This is a genomic window from Paenibacillus sp. CFBP 13594 (assembly GCF_014842675.1).
GTDB lineage: Bacteria > Bacillota > Bacilli > Paenibacillales > Paenibacillaceae > Paenibacillus > Paenibacillus amylolyticus_B.
On sequence record NZ_JACYVQ010000004.1, the window covers coordinates 412,930 to 429,760 of the forward strand.

Annotated in this window: 12 protein-coding genes; 8 read left to right on the forward strand and 4 right to left on the reverse strand. The window is 44.1% G+C overall.

The window, feature by feature from the left end; genetic code table 11:
- Nucleotides 1-173 precede the first annotated feature (173 nt).
- The 3 genes from IFU39_RS15555 to IFU39_RS15565 all read left to right on the forward strand — a co-directional run bounded on the left by IFU39_RS15555 (nucleotide 174) and on the right by IFU39_RS15565 (nucleotide 3,330).
- Nucleotides 174-1,850 carry a ParB N-terminal domain-containing protein gene (locus tag IFU39_RS15555; protein ID WP_192133529.1) on the forward strand — a complete coding sequence of 559 codons (1,677 nt, stop codon included), beginning with the start codon at nucleotides 174-176 and terminating at the stop codon, nucleotides 1,848-1,850.
- The gene (locus IFU39_RS15560) at nucleotides 1,843-2,772 is read left to right on the forward strand and encodes a ParB/RepB/Spo0J family partition protein (RefSeq protein ID WP_101314992.1); all 930 of its coding nucleotides are present in this window, start codon (nucleotides 1,843-1,845) and stop codon (nucleotides 2,770-2,772) included. Before IFU39_RS15555 ends, IFU39_RS15560 begins: the two co-directional genes overlap by 8 nt.
- A 159-nt stretch (nucleotides 2,773-2,931) precedes the next feature.
- The gene (locus IFU39_RS15565; protein WP_101314991.1) at nucleotides 2,932-3,330 is read left to right on the forward strand and encodes a hypothetical protein; all 399 of its coding nucleotides are present in this window, start codon (nucleotides 2,932-2,934) and stop codon (nucleotides 3,328-3,330) included.
- Nucleotides 3,331-4,014: 684 nt separating this feature from the next.
- Here IFU39_RS15565 and IFU39_RS15570 read toward each other — a convergent pair.
- Nucleotides 4,015-4,989: an ABC transporter substrate-binding protein gene (locus IFU39_RS15570; RefSeq protein ID WP_192133532.1), complete on the reverse strand. Its 975-nt coding sequence runs from the start codon at nucleotides 4,987-4,989 to the stop codon at nucleotides 4,015-4,017.
- Between the two features lie 204 nt (nucleotides 4,990-5,193).
- Here IFU39_RS15570 and IFU39_RS15575 point away from each other — a divergent pair, with 204 nt between their 5' ends.
- The 4 genes from IFU39_RS15575 to IFU39_RS15590 all read left to right on the forward strand — a co-directional run bounded on the left by IFU39_RS15575 (nucleotide 5,194) and on the right by IFU39_RS15590 (nucleotide 10,979).
- A complete protein-coding gene (locus tag IFU39_RS15575) occupies nucleotides 5,194-7,044 on the forward strand; it encodes an AraC family transcriptional regulator (protein WP_192133534.1) in 1,851 nt (616 codons plus the stop codon).
- A gap of 170 nt (nucleotides 7,045-7,214) precedes the next feature.
- Nucleotides 7,215-7,757, forward strand: a complete 543-nt coding sequence (locus tag IFU39_RS15580; RefSeq protein WP_192133536.1) for a CueP family metal-binding protein — start codon at nucleotides 7,215-7,217, stop codon at nucleotides 7,755-7,757.
- Between the two features lie 175 nt (nucleotides 7,758-7,932).
- On the forward strand, nucleotides 7,933-8,934 hold the full coding sequence (locus IFU39_RS15585) for an ABC transporter substrate-binding protein (RefSeq protein ID WP_192133538.1): 1,002 nt from the start codon (nucleotides 7,933-7,935) through the stop codon (nucleotides 8,932-8,934).
- Entirely contained in the window at nucleotides 8,931-10,979 is a 2,049-nt protein-coding gene (locus IFU39_RS15590) for an iron ABC transporter permease (RefSeq protein ID WP_036617472.1), read from the forward strand. The genes IFU39_RS15585 and IFU39_RS15590 overlap by 4 nt, the downstream gene beginning before the upstream one ends.
- 290 nt (nucleotides 10,980-11,269) lie before the next feature.
- On the opposite strand, the gene IFU39_RS15595 is transcribed toward IFU39_RS15590, so the two are convergent.
- Both IFU39_RS15595 and IFU39_RS15600 read right to left on the reverse strand, forming a co-directional pair.
- Nucleotides 11,270-12,442, reverse strand: a complete 1,173-nt coding sequence (locus tag IFU39_RS15595) for an aminotransferase class I/II-fold pyridoxal phosphate-dependent enzyme (RefSeq protein ID WP_192133540.1) — start codon at nucleotides 12,440-12,442, stop codon at nucleotides 11,270-11,272.
- A 94-nt stretch (nucleotides 12,443-12,536) separates the two neighbouring features.
- Nucleotides 12,537-14,612 carry a methyl-accepting chemotaxis protein gene (locus IFU39_RS15600; RefSeq protein ID WP_179198420.1) on the reverse strand — a complete coding sequence of 692 codons (2,076 nt, stop codon included), beginning with the start codon at nucleotides 14,610-14,612 and terminating at the stop codon, nucleotides 12,537-12,539.
- 258 nt (nucleotides 14,613-14,870) lie between these two features.
- Here IFU39_RS15600 and IFU39_RS15605 point away from each other — a divergent pair, with 258 nt between their 5' ends.
- Nucleotides 14,871-15,899, forward strand: a complete 1,029-nt coding sequence (locus tag IFU39_RS15605) for a hypothetical protein (RefSeq protein WP_192133542.1) — start codon at nucleotides 14,871-14,873, stop codon at nucleotides 15,897-15,899.
- Nucleotides 15,900-15,978: 79 nt separating this feature from the next.
- Here the strand turns inward: IFU39_RS15605 and IFU39_RS15610 are convergent, their stop codons facing one another.
- A complete protein-coding gene (locus tag IFU39_RS15610) occupies nucleotides 15,979-16,698 on the reverse strand; it encodes an SDR family NAD(P)-dependent oxidoreductase (protein ID WP_192133545.1) in 720 nt (239 codons plus the stop codon).
- Nucleotides 16,699-16,831 lie beyond the last annotated feature (133 nt).

Here is a 16,831-nt window from a genome sequence, read left to right on the forward strand (position 1 = left end):
TTCGTAATAAAAGAGAGATATTAAGGTTTATATCAACCAGATTTAAATAAGATATTTTGTCATAAAAACCGCGTTGCTGTTGAAAAGTTAGAACCTTTGACGAATGAAAGATTTCCCTCAACTATTAAATTATAATTATAGAAATGATGATATCTGGAGAGGGGGACTTGCATTTGATTCAGCCTCAATCCACAGAGATAACAATAGAAGAAGTCATAGATCAGCATGCTAAAAACGTAAAAAGAACAGCAAGAAGATTTTTCTACTCTAGAATGTTATACGACAATTGGCTATTGGACGATCTCACACAACAAGGCTATTTAGGACTTATAGAGGCGTATTCGAAATTCAATTTTAAAAAAGGAAAAGAGTTTTTCTGGCGTTATGCTTATAAATTTGTAAAGGGAAGAATGATAGAGTTTACAATACAACACTACAATATTGTACGACCTAGCCAAAAAATAAATAGCATAATCCTTAAAATAATGAGTCGAAATCTACTAGGAATGTCACCAGATGTTATTTCCCAAGAACTCGGATGCTCCTACAATATGGCCGTTCAAGCTTTGCATTTTTATGTAATTAGGCGTCAATTATACTTATATGACTCAATTAATTCAAAGCAAGAAAACCAAGATGAAAGACAGCTTATAGATGTGATTGCGGTCGAAGAAAATCAGGATCAAATATTTAAAATCGAAAGTGTAGGAAGCTTTTCTACAATAGAACAGAAAGTTGCTGACAAGCTAATAGAAGGCTACAGCAGAGAGAATATAATAGAATATTTTACGATCTCCGCAGCTCAATTAAGAATGAATATTGATGAAATATTAAGAAAATGCGATTTCGATTACCAAAAAATTATTAATAGAAATGAGGCGTTACTATTGCAAATTTCAGCACTCAATCTAAATGGTCAACCACAGCAGAAAAGTGATGATAATTTTAAATGGGTGCCAATTGAATATATTTTTGCTAATCCCAGTAACCCCAGAAGAGATCTAGCCGTCGACACAAATCAATTACAACAAATAATAGAAACAAAAGGTTGGGAAGAGCCAGTAACGTGTTATAAGAAAGGAGAGTACTACATTTTATTGTCTGGACACCGTAGATGGTATGCAGCAAAACAATTAGGGCATGAGAAGATGCCTGTATTTGTAGTGGACGCACCTACTACATCTGCTGAGGAGAAAGATCGTTTAGGCTCATTACAAAGTGTGCAAGTGGAATGGACACCATATGAAATAGCTAAAAACATATACGACCGTTGGATATTTAGCGGGTGTATCGCATATGAAGAATTTTCAAAAAAAATAGGAGTACCTAAAAAGAAAATTGCTGCAAAAATTCGCGTTTACAAATATTATCTACGTGTTGAAATTGAAGACAAACTGAAAAATGGCATGTATTCGATCTCTATGCTTGACTACATCATTACCTGGATTAAGCGATTGTGTGAATTTCATCCTAACTTGGTGAAATCGCTAGATGAGGATTTTATAAGAATACAAATGTTAAAAAAATACGAAAACAAATGTTTTAATAGTAACATTCTTAATGATAGAAATTTCGTATGCAATGCTAGTGAAAAAGAGATTATATCGTTTCTGTCGGACACTACCAAAACGTTGAAACAATCAGAGATTGAGATGACAATCAATCGTTCGGGAAAAGATGATAATTACAACGGAATATATAAAACAATGGACGACTCAATAGCAACTGTTCAAAAAATTGAATGTAAAGATCGTAAAGAAGCACAAATATTAATAGACGAGTTAATTGATTTAATGGAAATGTTAAAGAATAAGAGCCTTGAATTACAAGGGGGAGTTAGACTTGAGTAACTATTCCAAGTTGATAATGGCAGATATAAAGGATGTCGAACCAAACCCGTTGAATCCACGAATGGATAACACAATTAAAACTGATGAATTACAACGAGTAATTAAAGAAAAAGGATGGGAGGTTCCTATAACCTGCTATGAAAGAGATAATAAGTATGTAATTCTATCAGGTCATCGAAGATGGCATGCAGCAAAAAAGTTAATGCAAAGAAAAATTCCAGTGTATTTAGTTGAGCGGCCACAAAGTATCGAAGAAGAACAGGAAAGATTAGGATCAGTCCAAGGTGGTAAATCAGATTGGAGTGTATATGAATGGTCTAAGCACACTCATGATATGTGGATTTATTGGGAAAAGTGTTCGTTTAGTGAGCTCGCACGCAAAATGAACAAAAGTGTTGCTTTTGTATCAGCAAGAGTAAAGGTATTTAGCTATTATCCACATTCTGAAATCGAACAAAGTTTAACCAATAATAAAATATCAATCTCCGCACTAGCATGTTTAATACAATGGTTGAACAATTTAAATAGATTAAAGCCTGAAATAGTAGAAGATCACAAATTGGATACAGTGCGGACAACAATGTTGTCCAAAATTGAGAGGGGATTAGTTGGAATATTGGATCTTAAAACGGACTCATTTATCCACAAAGCCAACTCTGAACAATTAAAAAGTTTTTTAGTAGATCCTGATAAGAAGTTATCTGACGCACTTCTCGAGATAGATGGGGATAGTATGAGATATAGAGGGAAAAGTAAAATTAATACCTATATCCAAGATATAAATAACGCAAAAGATATTTTTAAAAGAATAAATTTTTCTGGCAACGAGCATGAACGTATAAGATTGCAGGAAAGAATAGAACAATATTCAAACACAATCTTACGTCTGAAAACTGATTTGAAATTATATATTGATAATTAAAAAACCTTCAAAAAACTAACTGTGATCCCTTCTGGGAATCACAGTTTTTTTATATCTGAGAATTTAGACGGATGAAATATAATATGTTCTAAGAAATGGTATAATATTGTCGAATAACATCAAAATCTGTTAGCTGATAAAAAATGTTGGAGGTAGCAGATGAAAAAAATAAACAAATTTATATCTTCTCCTCTTGAATTTGAGGTCTTGGAGCATGACAAGGTGATTGCCAAAGTGAAGTTGGATTATAGCAATCAAACGGTTGATGTATGGCAAGATAAAAGTGTATCGCCTGTTTTTCTCCCTTTTCCAAGCAAGTCTAAGGTAACCGTTGGGGATGTACTGGATTACTTTGAATCCAGATGTTTTCCTCGCACCAGACACCATGCCGATAAAATTTTGCAATCATTAGGTCTGAATGATTATGTAGCTTCGGAGATCGTAAAACAAACACATGGTGTGTTATATGATGATTATGTCTGGATTCGATTTTCTAATGAGGAGTTGTCTTGTGCTGATGTCCATCCCCGTTTTGCAGGTGAGCAAGGATTCTCGTAAGACTTTTGTCAGTAGCAGCAAGATTTTGAGATAGTTGCTCAAATTTTAAGATCCCAGATTCGAAAGTATGAACACTTATTTGTGTGATTAGATATTTATAGTCTTTCGGCTTATGATCATTGACGACAGCGAGATATTCAAACCAAATAAAACAGCGCCACCTGAATCGTTCTGGTGGGCGCTGTTTGTGTAATCTTTTTTGAGCTGGATAAAAACTTGAATCCCAGATTGCCGATCTTGGCGAATGGATAGATGATTTTCTAAGGAACTCAGGACATCTTATTTGGCCTTCAGCTCCTCTTTTTAAATTGTAAGGAACATCAGACACGTTATCTACCAAAATTCCCTTATAAAAACACTGAAAACGGCTTGTTAATCGGATATAGAGTGTCTCAAGTTCCTTAGATTTCTGTAGGCGCTTCAAACCGTTGAATAAGACGCCTCAGATTCGTTAGCGCTCGTTCCATGTTTTGATCTAACCGGCGGCGAGCCTAGAGGACGACCATGAATTCCGCCCAAAGCGAAGCTTTTCATTGTAAGGGAGAAAATCTGCTTTTACGACGTCTCAATCCTTGCTCGCACTTGAAGGGCACGTTCTCACACATTCAGGATTCAGTGTGTTTGCCTTCTACGGACACGTTCAGGTTTGCTGGCTTTCATTATTTCATTAGATTTAAACTTGTTCTAATTCAGTTCAGTCTGTCCACTTGCGAGTCGATCTGCGATCTCTTCGGCTTGTAGAATGGAGGTATAGGGATCAGCAGTGAAATATTTATGAATATCCAGTTTGTAGATATGATCGTTCTGCACGGCAGGCAGATTGTCCCAGACGTTAGGCAACAGAGAGTGATCTTTCGTGCCTTCTGTAACCATCATCAGCAGGTAATCACCTACATACTCTCCAAAGACCTCCGCGCTAGCTTCCAGGTTTTCTTTGCCTTGGTCCAGAAGATCTGATTTTACCTTGGGTGCCGGAGTTAGTCCAAGCAATTCATAGGCTGCTCTTCCACCACGATTGGCGCTGTTGCCGATAATGGCTGGGTTCTTCAAAAAGTTAAAATCGGCAACGGTGAAGGTGGCACCATCCGGAATGACACCTTTAATTTTGGCCTGAGCTGCTGCGATCCGTTGTTTAAATGATTCGTTCCAAGTTATAGCTTCTGCTTCGCGGTTCAGAATCTCGCCCATGGCTGTCACTTCTGCTTCCATGGAATCATACTGATCGGGTACGAATACGACAGTCGGAGCGATTTTGGAATAGGTCTGAAATTTCTCCTGGTCCCATGTGATAATCAGATCCGGTTCCAGCTCTACCATTTTCTCAAGTGAAACCTCACTGTGGTTACCCAAATCCGCGCTATCCACAAGTTTGTCACGCAGGAATACTCCATAATCCAGCAGGCTACTCGGCACACCAACTGGTGTTACGCCGACAGCCAGAACATGTCCTATATTCCAATCAACGACAACCCGCTCCGGGTTGAGGGGGACTGTAACGTCTCCCATCATCGTGGAGAGTGTTCTTGTTTGCGGTGCGGTGTTTCCTGTTTCTGTCGCCCCAGGTTTCACGGTCTCTTTCTGGGTACAACCACTAATGAATACGGCCATGATCAGCAAAACAGGCAGGGCGATACGATACCAAGATTTCTTAAACAACATGACATACCCTCTTTCTAATTGATAATGATTTTCATTTAATATAACTCTAGAGGCAATCTTGCGATTGCACAATAACCGATTCGGAAGCGGAAGCATAACCATTTCAGAACTCAATCGACAGGTTGAACTGAGAATGATTATCATATATGATGAGGCGAAGCTTTGGATGTGGTAACGAGGAAACACAAAGAAAGGTCCATGACGATGAACATAGAAGAATACGGGGCATTATGGGAGCATATAACAATCCGATTACTGGATATTCGGATCATGACCATTAACATCAGTGAAGATCCTAATACGTGGATGCTTCCCTCGAATGCTTTTTTACTAATTACGAATGGCAAGGGGAAGATCTGGCTTGGGCAGGTGATGCATCAGATTAAAGGGACATATATTCTGCACGCTTCCAAAGGAACGCGGCTGGATTGCCTGGCTAAGAAGCCGATAGAAATACATGTGTTGTCGTATTCGTCACCAGAGTCAGAGAAGCCAAATACTGAAAGATCCCAAACATATACTGGGTCGGAGTCTTTGCAAGTAAGTTTTGGTTTTGAACCAGCGTGTCCATTGCCATTAATTGAAATCATGCAGTTGATATACAGACAATGGAATGAACTACAGTCAGCAGGCCGGATTCAAACCAAGGCGCTGTTCTACCAATGGCTCGCCGAGATGCTGAAACAAATGCAGGAGCAGAGGTTTAACGATGCTAAGCTGAATCGGGTAGATCAGGCGGTGCATTATATGAAACGTCACTACGGGGAACCACTCAAGATAGAACAGGTAGCTGAAATGCTGAATTGTAGTCCAAGGTATCTGAACCAATTGTTTCAGCTTCAATTAAATACGAGTCCCAGCCGTGTGCTGTCACAGATTCGGATGGAACAGGCATTAAAACTACTGGTGAGCACGAATGGGACCTTACAAGAAATCGCGGAGAGAGTAGGCTATGAGAACGGCTACACGCTAAGTCGTTATTTCAAGAAACATTATGGTGTATCTCCTGAGTTTTTCAGAAAGCGTCGAGAGTGCGGTGCTCCAGATGTAGCCCTGCAAACATCCCCACCACATGCCGTTCTGGAAAGTCATTATTCGGGATGGAGCGAACGAACGGTACCTATAGTTGAAGCTGACAAAAACCAGCCAAAACAGAAGATTATAGATCTACAAGGAGTCCAAGTGAGGAAACCCCCAGCGCCCGCGGTACCAAGAGCCAGAACTCTAAAACTTGCCACAAGCATGGGCGAGATTACGATACCGACCAAGCCTAGCCGTGTTGTCGTGGACTGGAATTTGGGAGAAGTGCTGGCATTGGGAGTGACGCCTCTCGGAGCGCCGCATTCGCTCATTGAAAGTAACCAAATGCTGGAGCCTTATATCTATGATCAAGTACAGGATATCGGCAATCATAATTTTATCTCGCTCGAAAAAGTGCTTGAACTGGAGCCCGATCTGATTATCACCTGGAATCGTGCTGCTTACGCTTCCTATGCCAGAATTGCACCTACGGTGGTCTATGGAGAGACTGGTTACGGATCTGTAGCAGAGGAGATTCGAGAGATGGGACGTATTCTGAATCGCCAGACAGAAGCCGAAACATGGATTAACGAATACGGGCGGAGAGTACATACTTTGCAGCAAACGATCCCGGGCAAGGTCTCCGCAGAGAAGACATTTACCGTCATTGATCCGAACTGGGGAGAACATATTACCCTTGTGGGAAATACGGGAACTCGTGGAGGTAAGGCAGCCTACGGGTTACTGAACTTGAAGCCAGCAGGCAAGGTTCGCCAGGAACTATTGGAGCCGGGCCTGGAATACCTGGATATTGCGCGGAGTGCGGTAGGTGGGTACCTGGAGGACTACCTGTTGGTGTTGGATAATGGTCCAAGACACGGACTTGATCAAGCTTCAGGCAAACCATGGCAGAAGTCCATCGAGACAGATCACTGCCGGATTATTAGCCTTGACTGGAATAGATATTTTCTATCCGACCCGTTGTCTGCGGTACTTCAAGCCGAGGAAATGGCAGACCGGATTATGGCATATTAATTGTCGCTCACGCAATGAACTGTAAGACTTATCCACCAGATATCATATATGCATATCCCGAAATGAGCGAACCATATATGTGAATATCTGGTGAATTTCTCGATGTTTAAGTCCATGATGGTTTGTTCTCCATTATACTTGATGAAAACGGACGAGGAGATGGACTCCAAATGAAAAAACAAATGTGGATCATTGCAAGTGTTGTAGTTGTGATTGTAATCGGAACCTATCTGTTTGCAAGCAATACGGGCAAGGAAGAGGCGGGTACAGCCAATGCGCCCAACATCCGAAAATTGGTGGAAGATATCAGCACAGGAAAAGAAACACCAGAATCTGCTTCCATCAATGCCAAACAGTTAATCGTCACCGATCAAGATGAAAAAACCATTACATATGATTTGCCTGAAAATGAATTTTTCCTTTCCATTGCACCCTATGTGGACCAGACCCATCCCTGTGCAATTCATAGCTTGACCGGTTGTCAGGGGGAAATGAGCAATAAGGAATTTAGCGTTACCATTCACGATTCTCAAGGCAACACTTTTATGAAAGATGCAGTGATGAAGTCTGGTGCAAACGGATTTATGGATTTTTGGGTGCCTAGAGACAGAACCTATCTGATTCGTATTGTTGGAGATGGAAAGGTTGCAGAAACGCAATTGTGTACATACGAAAATGATAATACATGCATCACTACGATGCAGTTGAGTTAACAGCAATCAATAGAAGGGAAGGATGCCTTTTGAGCTATCCTTTCCTTTTTTATTTGATAAAAGAATGGGAATAAGGTACTTTCCATTGACAAAAATTCATTCCTACGGCATAATCCAATAGTGATAATGATAATTGTTATCATATAAATACATATTAACAGGGGAGAAAAGAGATATGAAAAAAGGGTTGAATGGACTGTTGATTATGCTGGCCTTTGTGCTGGTTTTGGCGGGTTGTGGTAAAAGCACGACTACAACAGATACAAGTCAAGGTAGTGGCTCGGGTAGTGCTCCGGCTGAAGAGACAGCAGGTCCTGTTACCGTGAAGCATAAACGTGGAGAGCTTAAGTTGGACAAGCCAGCAGAACGTGTTGTTACGCTTGAATGGACATATACGGAAGATGTCGTTGCCCTGGGTGTTCAACCAGTAGGTAACGCAGATAACGCTAACTATAAAGTGTGGGTAACATCCGAAGCAGCACTGGATGACAGTGTAACGGATATCGGAACACGCAGTGAACCCAATCTGGAAGCTATTGCTGCATTGAAGCCAGATCTGATCATTGCCAATGCGGATAATAACACGGCGGTCTACGATCAGCTGAATGCAATTGCTCCAACGATTGAATATGATCCGTATGATGGTGACGGCTATGATTATGACAAGATGACAGAGATCTTTAATAACATTGCAACAGCTCTCGGTAAAGAAGACAAAGCAAAAGAAGTTCTGAGTGATCTCGATCAACACTATGTAGAAGCCAAAGAAAAACTGGCTGCTGCGGGGAAAGAAAACTTCAATTTTGCACTGACACAAGCATTCACATATCAAAATGCAGTCAGCTTGCGTATGTTTACCGATAACTCGGTTGTGATTGGTACTTTGGACAAAATCGGACTGGTTAACGAATGGAAGCCGGATAAAGTTGAGAACTATGGCTTCTCTACAGTAGGTATTGAATCCTTAACCGATGTGAAGGACAGTAACTTCATTTATATTACACAACCAGACGATGACGTCTTTGGCACAGCTATGAAAGATAACTCGGTATGGAACGGACTGAATTTTGTGAAGGAAAAACGCACATATCAACTCGATAGCACAACATGGACATTTGGTGGACCGATCTCCTCCAGAGTATTGGTTGATGGGGTAGTCGAGGCGATTACCAAATGAGTTCGGTTCAAGGATCTAAGCCAGCTATGAATTGGCGCACAATTAGCATATATGGGGGCGGTCTAACCGCTCTCATCGTGCTTTTTTTTGTAAGTCTGTGTTATGGAGAAGCTTCCATTCCTTTGCATGTCGTTTGGGACGCTCTTACAGGTAGACAGGATTCATTAGAGCACAATATGGTCTGGGACTTGCGCATGCCGCGTACAGTGATTGGTATTCTTGCGGGTGGCGCACTGGCTGTTGCGGGCGCTTTGCTGCAAACGATTACCCGTAATCCATTGGCTGCTTCAGATACGCTGGGCATTAATGCAGGAGCGTACTTTGTGGTGGTGCTGGGAGCTATCGCTTTTCCAGGTCTATTAAGTCAGTCGCCTTTTCTTTTCGCAGCACTAGGTGGTTTGCTGGCAGCATTTGCGGCTTATTTCATGGGCGGCGGACGAACATCAAGCCCGGTTCGACTTGCGTTGTCCGGTATGATTGTATCAATGGTGCTTGGTTCATTTACAAGTGCATTACATATTTTTTTCTCCATGGAGACACAAGGGTTGTTCCTTTGGGGCTCCGGAACACTTGTCCAGAATGACTGGAGTGGTGTGTTTTATGCTTTGCCTTGGGTGGTTGGTATTACCCTTCTCGCGTTAATCCTGTCCAGACAGTGGGATATGCTGGAGTTGGATGAATCAACGGCTTCTTCCTTGGGACAAAAGGTTACATTGGCTCGTGCAGTAGGGTTAATTCTTGCTGTATTGCTGGCCGCTGTGATTGTAAGTGTAATTGGGCCGATTGGCTTCGTGGGACTGGTCGCACCACATCTGGTTCGATTGAGTGGTGTACGTTCTAATCGATTACTTTTACCCGGTGTGTTCATATGGGGCGCAGCGCTCCTGGTTGGAGCAGATGTCCTCGCCAAGATGGTGCATAACTCCAGCATGGAACTGCCAACGGGTGCTGTTATGGCGATCATTGGTGCGCCGTGGCTCATCTGGCTTGTTCTTACACGCATGAAGGCTGCGAACGGATCAGGCATGTCTACTTCAATGAGCACAGGAGGAGCTGCGCGTCGCTTTGCATTTGGCCCGATGGCTGTATTATTCTCAGTCATAACGGTCGTGCTTATCTTGCTCAGTACGATGTTTGGCGGTATGCGAATTCCTCTGGCCGATTGGTTACCAAGTCTGTTCCAATCGGATGGATTGTTCTCCGCGCTGATTCAGCTTCGGATTCCGCGTACTCTTGTTGCCGCAGGTGCAGGAGCTGCACTGGCAATTAGCGGTGTGCTCATTCAGATGGCGGTACGTAACCCGCTGGCAGATGCTTCAATTGTTGGTGTGTCCTCAGGTGCAGGGCTTGGAGCGATGATGGTCATCATCTTATGGCCGGGTCTTCCGATATACTTGCTGCCAATTGCGGCAATCATCGGTGCAGCCATTGCGGCAGTGGTGGTGTTCTCCCTCGCCTGGAAGAAAGGACTGAACCCTTCGGCGGTTGTGTTGCTGGGGATCGCAATGTCTGCCATTGCTGGAGCAGGTATTCAGATTCTGATTGTCCGTGGTGCGGTATACGGTAGCAGCGGATATATCTGGCTGACAGGAAGCACCTATGCTCGTACCTGGGAACAGGTGAGGGTTATCGGATTATTTTTAGTTATTTTGGTACCGGTGGCTTGGTGGCTGGCACGCAGATTCGAACTGCTGGTATTTGACGACAATAGTGCATCCGGGCTTGGTCTCGGAGTACGTCGTACACGATTATTGGCCATGACAGTTGGTGTATTACTTGCAGCAGGTGCGGTTGCTTGTGTAGGAACCGTTGGTTTTATCGGCCTGATTGCACCACATATGGTTCGGTTACTGACGGGGAATAAGTTAAGACGTTCGATGTTCCTATCCGCATTAGCGGGTGCAGTCATGCTGGTGCTCGCCGATACAATCGGCAGAACCGTCATGGCACCGACAGAGATTCCATCAGGTATACTCATTGCGATCATCGGAACACCGTACTTCCTGTATCTGATGTATCGTTCCAACTGGCGCAAGTCTGTATAAAAAGTTCAAACCTGAAGCCTGCTCCCCGAGCAGGCTTTTTGCTGTCACGGTATGCCCTCCAGCCATGATCTTATGTTCCTGTTTAACCCGGTTGCATAGATATTGGATCATTGGACCTGACGTGTGGTACCCACAGATAACCTCACCCAATGAATGTCTACTCCCGCACCAAATGACAAAATCCCCTCACGTCTACAAGAAGTAGAGACCACGTTTATCAAACGTGAAACTCTTACTCCCTGTGGATCTTGAGGGGATTTTGGCTTGAGCACATTCGAATTGTGCTCCCGTTAGCTGGATTTCAGAATCTCGCTGTCATCAACTGATTGTACCGCTTGTTGCAATATTTCATTATCCTGAACGAGGGCGAAGCGCACATACCCTTCACCTGAAGGACCAAAGGCACTTCCTGGCGTTGCAATGACTCCTGCATGTGTAACCAGATCCATGGCAAATTGCTCCGAGCTGTCGTAGTGAGCAGGAATCCGACTCCATACGAACATCGTTGCTTCAGGTTTGGCAATAGGCCAACCGAGTTGGCTGAAGCCCTCACAGAGGATGTCTCTACGCTGTTCATATATAGCTCTGACCCGTTCAACCTCCGATTGATCACCGGTAATGGCGGCAATTGCTGCTTTTTGGATCGGTAGGAACATCCCGTAATCCATATTGGATTTTAGCTTTTTCAGCATGGAGACCATGGTTGTATTGCCCACACAGAAGCCGATTCGAGCTCCTGCCAGCCCGTACGTTTTGGACAGGGAATTGAATTCCACACCAACGTCCATGGCGCCAGGGAACGCAAGGAAGCTTCCACATGACTTTCCGTCAAATACGAGTTCGCTGTACGCGTTATCGTGGAGCACGATAATATCATACTTCTTCGCAAAGGCAATCAGGTCAAGATAGAACTGATCCGGTGCCATCGCGGTTGTCGGATTGTTGGGATAGGAGACCAGCATGAATTTTGCTCGTTGAGCGATATCTTCCGGTATATCCTGAAGCTGAATAACATACCCGTTTTCTTCTTTTTGCGGCATATAATACAGTTCTGCACCTGCCAGTAACGGTCCATCCGCAAAGACGGGATAGCAGGGGTCAGGGACGAGCACCAGATCACCTTCATCGACAATGGAGAGGGATATATGTGCCAGTCCTTCCTGTGAACCGAGCAAGGAACAGATCTGTGTTGCCGGGTCTAACTCGACCTGATAACGCTGCTTGTACCAATCGCTTGTAGCTTGCAGCAACTCACTCTGATCATTCACAGCATATATATAATTAGCCGGATCTGCAGCGGCCTCGCATAGTGCAGTTATAATATGCTGCGCAGGTGGGATATTCGGCGTACCCACACTGAGATCAATAACGGGCTGCCCGTTCTCCAGTCTGCGGCGTTTGATCTCCAGCAACCGGGTGAAAATTCCTTCATTGAAATGATCCATTCGTTTGGCAAAGTTCATGATGATGATTCAGCCTCCAATCCTCTTCGTACGCATATTCATTAATAATAAATGGACAGCGACTAAAAGAGAAGAGCGGGTGAAAGCTTGCAGATCATGACTTTACTTTAAACTGGCTTAGTTCGTCTTGCAGTTTGCCAGATAGCTGGTTCAACTGTTTCGACAGATCAGCTACCTGTTCGATACTATCCAGTTGATCTTGCGTGCTGGCACTTACTTCTTCCGTTGATGCCGAGTTCTCCTCTGTGGTGGAGGAGATAATCTCCAGTGCCTGGAATATCTCATCTTTGTGTTTGTGTACATTGGCGGTATTAGTGGTAATCTGCATCATACGTTGCTGCAGATCTTTCAGGTCTTTGTTAATACTAAAGAATACATGTTTGGTATCTTCTACGGATTTGGCATTCTCCTCCGCAATCTTCATACCGCGCATGGTATGTTCAACCGAAAGGGTTGTTTTCTCTTCAATAACATTCACCTTTTTGTTGATTTCCTCTGTTGCCTGAGCCGTCTGTTCTGCAAGTTTGCGGACCTCCTCGGCAACGACGGCAAATCCTCTTCCATGTTCGCCAGCACGTGCAGCCTCAATGGAGGCATTCAGAGCAAGCAGGTTCGTTTGAGAGGCAATCTGTTTGACTGTATCCACAAAACTGGATATTTCATTCCGACTCAGGTCAATCTCTTGGATAATAGAGGACATTGCTTGGGTGGACTGATGGTTTTCCTCGGACCATTTAGATAATTGTTCCACGACCGCAAGTCCTTGGCTGCTCTGATCAGCAGATGTCTGCACGACCGATCCCATAGCCTGCGCATCGGTAGCAATTTCATCGATTTGGCTGGATAAAGAGCCTGTTTTTCGTAAAATATTTTCCGTTTCGATGGACTGATAATTCGTTGCATTAGCAATCTCGTTGATGGCTGTTGATGTGTCATTCATGGTCACAGCTGTTCGAGAGGAGATGGCTTGCAGATCATTCGACGACTGGTTCAGGATTTGCGCCGAGCTGCCGACCATTTGCAGCATGACCTGAATTTTCTGTACCATGGAATTCAAGCCTGTAGCGATTTGTCCAATTTCATTATTAGATTTGATATCCAGTTGGACAGTCAGATCACCTTGTTCAATCTGTTTAATCTTAGCCAGCAGCTGTGGTATGGAGCGTAACAGACGGCGAAGGGTAATGTAACAGATAATCACAAGTAGAAGGGTAGCTGCAGCAAAACCGCCAAGTGTAATCCACGTGAACGTTTTTAATTCCGCGAGAACTTCTTCTTCGGATATGGTCAGACCAACGGACCATCCCGTATCCTTGCTGGTAGCGTAGCCGATATAACGACGCTCCCCATTGTCGTTCATAAGCTGTACGCCGTTTTCACCTGCAAGCATTTTCTTGCCAATGTCCCCCATGTCCCCCGTACTGTCCAGGATGTTCTCCTTCAAAACCTTCTCTTGATCCGGATGGTACAGAATTTCCCCGCTCTTGGACAGCAACATGGAATAGCCCGTGCTTCCAAGGGAATAACTCTCCATAATCGCCGGAATATCCTTAAATGCAATATCCGCTGCGGCAAAGCCGATCGTGTTGTTGTTGTCGTCTTTGATCGGATAAAAGATACCCATAAGTACATTGCCTGCTGCAATATCAATGTACGGATCGGAGAAATAAAGTCCGTCTGCGGTGGTAACCGGCTTGTAGTATGGACGCGACTGGATATCGAAGTCTGGTGCAGATACAACACCATCATTTTGAATCCAAAATCCTTTTCCATCCAGACCGGCGACCCAGGCATCGGCAAACGATGGCTCTGCCTTAACGATAGCGGCGAGTGTTGCCTGTGTCTCCGCAGCGTAGGTTGAACTTTTCGCATCCGCAGCAGATGCTGTTGTTTCTATGTATTGCTGAAATAATGTGTTGGTGGACATTTGCTTGACCAGTGCGCCCTTTTCCTTGAATAGTGCATCAAATTCACTAACAATGGCTTGTGTCTTGGTCTGGAGCATGGATTCCTGCTGTTTCACCAGAATGTTTCGTGTGCTTGCAAACATAAATGTTCCCAGCACGGCAAAGACAACTACGATAATGACGAGCAGCACAATGGACAACGTATTTGCCATACTGGATGTCCGTGCTCCCGTTTTCCCCCACTTGTTCAACATGTTCGACATATTCCATCTCCCCAGATGATTATTAAAAAGCTCAAAACGCCTAAGTTATATGTCGGTATGATCTATAGTTTTATGTAGATTTCTGTCGAATAATCCTGAAAGCAACTTAAAGGAAAGGCTTGAGTATGAGAAGGATGAAAGGGAAGAAACGAAAAAAGAGGAAAGGAATGAAAAAACGGGGATCGGTGGTGGTTCATCCAGGCGATCTTGTTTATAATGGAATGAATTGGAACTATGGGTGGAAAAGGGGGATTATCTGTGAGTGAGTTATGGCATGCATCAATACAGGGGGTTCCATGGAATGCCGAAAAGATGCACCAGGCGGTGCATCTGTTGCGTCGCAGAGCAACGGTTCATTTTCGCGTTGACGCGGATACATACGAGGACCTTGCCGAGCTCGATGCCAAAGTATTCTTTGCCCGGCCGGATCTGATCCTACATATATCACATACGGACCCTAAAGGGGTATATTCATCCGGATTTTTGGGGCGACTGGCACAGTTGAAACATGTGTCTGCCTTGCAGCTTGATCTTTCGCAGGCACAGGATTTGACGATACTGGGTGCGATGGAGCAACTGCAGTTTCTAAGATTGAATTCACCTGCAAAGGCGACTGGGCTCGATTTTATTAAACACTACAAACGATTGACCTTTCTTGAACTGCGTGGCAAATTCAACGGATTTGCTTCCATTGCGGCATGCCTCCAACTGCATACGCTCATTCTGAACTGCACGGTCGAAAGTGCTGATGTATTGGCGGAACTGCCCATGCTTCAGTATCTATCCCTGGATCACTGTGAGTTAAAAGGGGGATTGGATGTATTGACACAGTCGACCATCTCGATGTTGAAGCTCAGCTCTGTTCGCAAACTGACAAGCATTCAGGGACTCGAACAGATGCGCGGGCTGGAATATCTGCATCTGTCCTTGCCCAAGTTGGAGCAGTTATGCGACTTTTCCCAGATGACCTGCCTCAGACAGCTCGAACTGGACTATATGAAATCGTTGCGGGATACCGAACATCTATGGACAGCCGGCACATTGGAATCTATTGAACTAAAAGAGATGAATACGGCGCTCAAGGCCAATTCTTTTGCTGGACTGACCGAGCTGGAGCACTTGCGCCAAATCGATTTTCGTTATATTGATGTGAACAAAGGACGGATTGCCGCTATGCGTGATCACCTGGCCAAGGCAGGAAAGTCGAATTTGTTATATGAAAATATCCCTGAGCATGAACGCCTGAATTCTATAGGTATTGCGCACTTATCGCATGTATTAATGTAAACGGGCGTCTGTCCATCATGTGTATACAGAGCGCACTCCGGTGAACCGACCGATTGAGGCGTGTAGATGTCATTGCTATCTAGGTGTTCGTATCCGTTAATGCGGGTATGTTGATCTCTTTCACGCAGGCCGCTTTGGACAAGCTGATGATACATCGAACGATGGCGACCATATCCTGGAGGGGAATGCGGGTCCCATCATACTCGGCGAGTGCACGTTCCATTCCGTCTTCATAAGGAATCTCTGCCGCCAGTTCTCCCGGGTTAATACATGTCACCGCGATGCGGTCCTCTCTCGTATGCTCTCTTAAAGCTTCCGTAACACCCCGTATGGCAAATTTGGAGGCGACAAATGAAACCTGGCTGTTGCCTGCATTGCTCAAACCGGCTGTTGAACCGATCAGGATGATCTTGCCTGCCTCTGACTGGCGAAGATGAGGCAGTAAAGCCTGTATACATACAATCGTTGAGGTCACATTCACATGAATTAGCTGACTGATATCTGCGGGTTCATCCCGATCAAACGTATAGTGCTCTTCAAATCCTTCCTTCTCCCAGATCCCCACGTTATAAATAAGCACATCCAACGTCTCGCCTTGAAGCTGGTTGGCAATATGGTCCGCGGCTTGAAGTTCGGAAAGATCTGCTTGAATCCATATTCGCTGAACGCCATCCTCCACGTTCAGACTTTCCGGCTTGCTGCGGGAGACCACCCAGACTTTATCACCGGACTGTGGCACGCCTCTAACGAACGCGTCACCCAATCCTTTGCTCGCCCCGAAGACAATTATATTTTTCAAATGAAGTCCTCCTTATCGATTAGAATGTAGTGAATATACATTAATCTATATCTTACTACAGAGGTTATGTATGGAACAGGAAGTTTGAATGAGATATGCTTCATCCTTGGCATAGAAAAACCACCCCTGTCCC

Coding starts and splice junctions, on each gene's coding strand:
- IFU39_RS15565 (WP_101314991.1), top strand. CDS start 2,932: ATGAAAAAAATAAACAAATTTATATCTTCTCCTCTTGAATTTGAGGTC.
- IFU39_RS15570 (WP_192133532.1), bottom strand. CDS start 4,989: ATGTTGTTTAAGAAATCTTGGTATCGTATCGCCCTGCCTGTTTTGCTG.
- IFU39_RS15575 (WP_192133534.1), top strand. CDS start 5,194: ATGAACATAGAAGAATACGGGGCATTATGGGAGCATATAACAATCCGA.
- IFU39_RS15580 (WP_192133536.1), top strand. CDS start 7,215: ATGAAAAAACAAATGTGGATCATTGCAAGTGTTGTAGTTGTGATTGTA.
- IFU39_RS15585 (WP_192133538.1), top strand. CDS start 7,933: ATGAAAAAAGGGTTGAATGGACTGTTGATTATGCTGGCCTTTGTGCTG.
- IFU39_RS15590 (WP_036617472.1), top strand. CDS start 8,931: ATGAGTTCGGTTCAAGGATCTAAGCCAGCTATGAATTGGCGCACAATT.
- IFU39_RS15595 (WP_192133540.1), bottom strand. CDS start 12,442: ATGAACTTTGCCAAACGAATGGATCATTTCAATGAAGGAATTTTCACC.
- IFU39_RS15600 (WP_179198420.1), bottom strand. CDS start 14,612: ATGTCGAACATGTTGAACAAGTGGGGGAAAACGGGAGCACGGACATCC.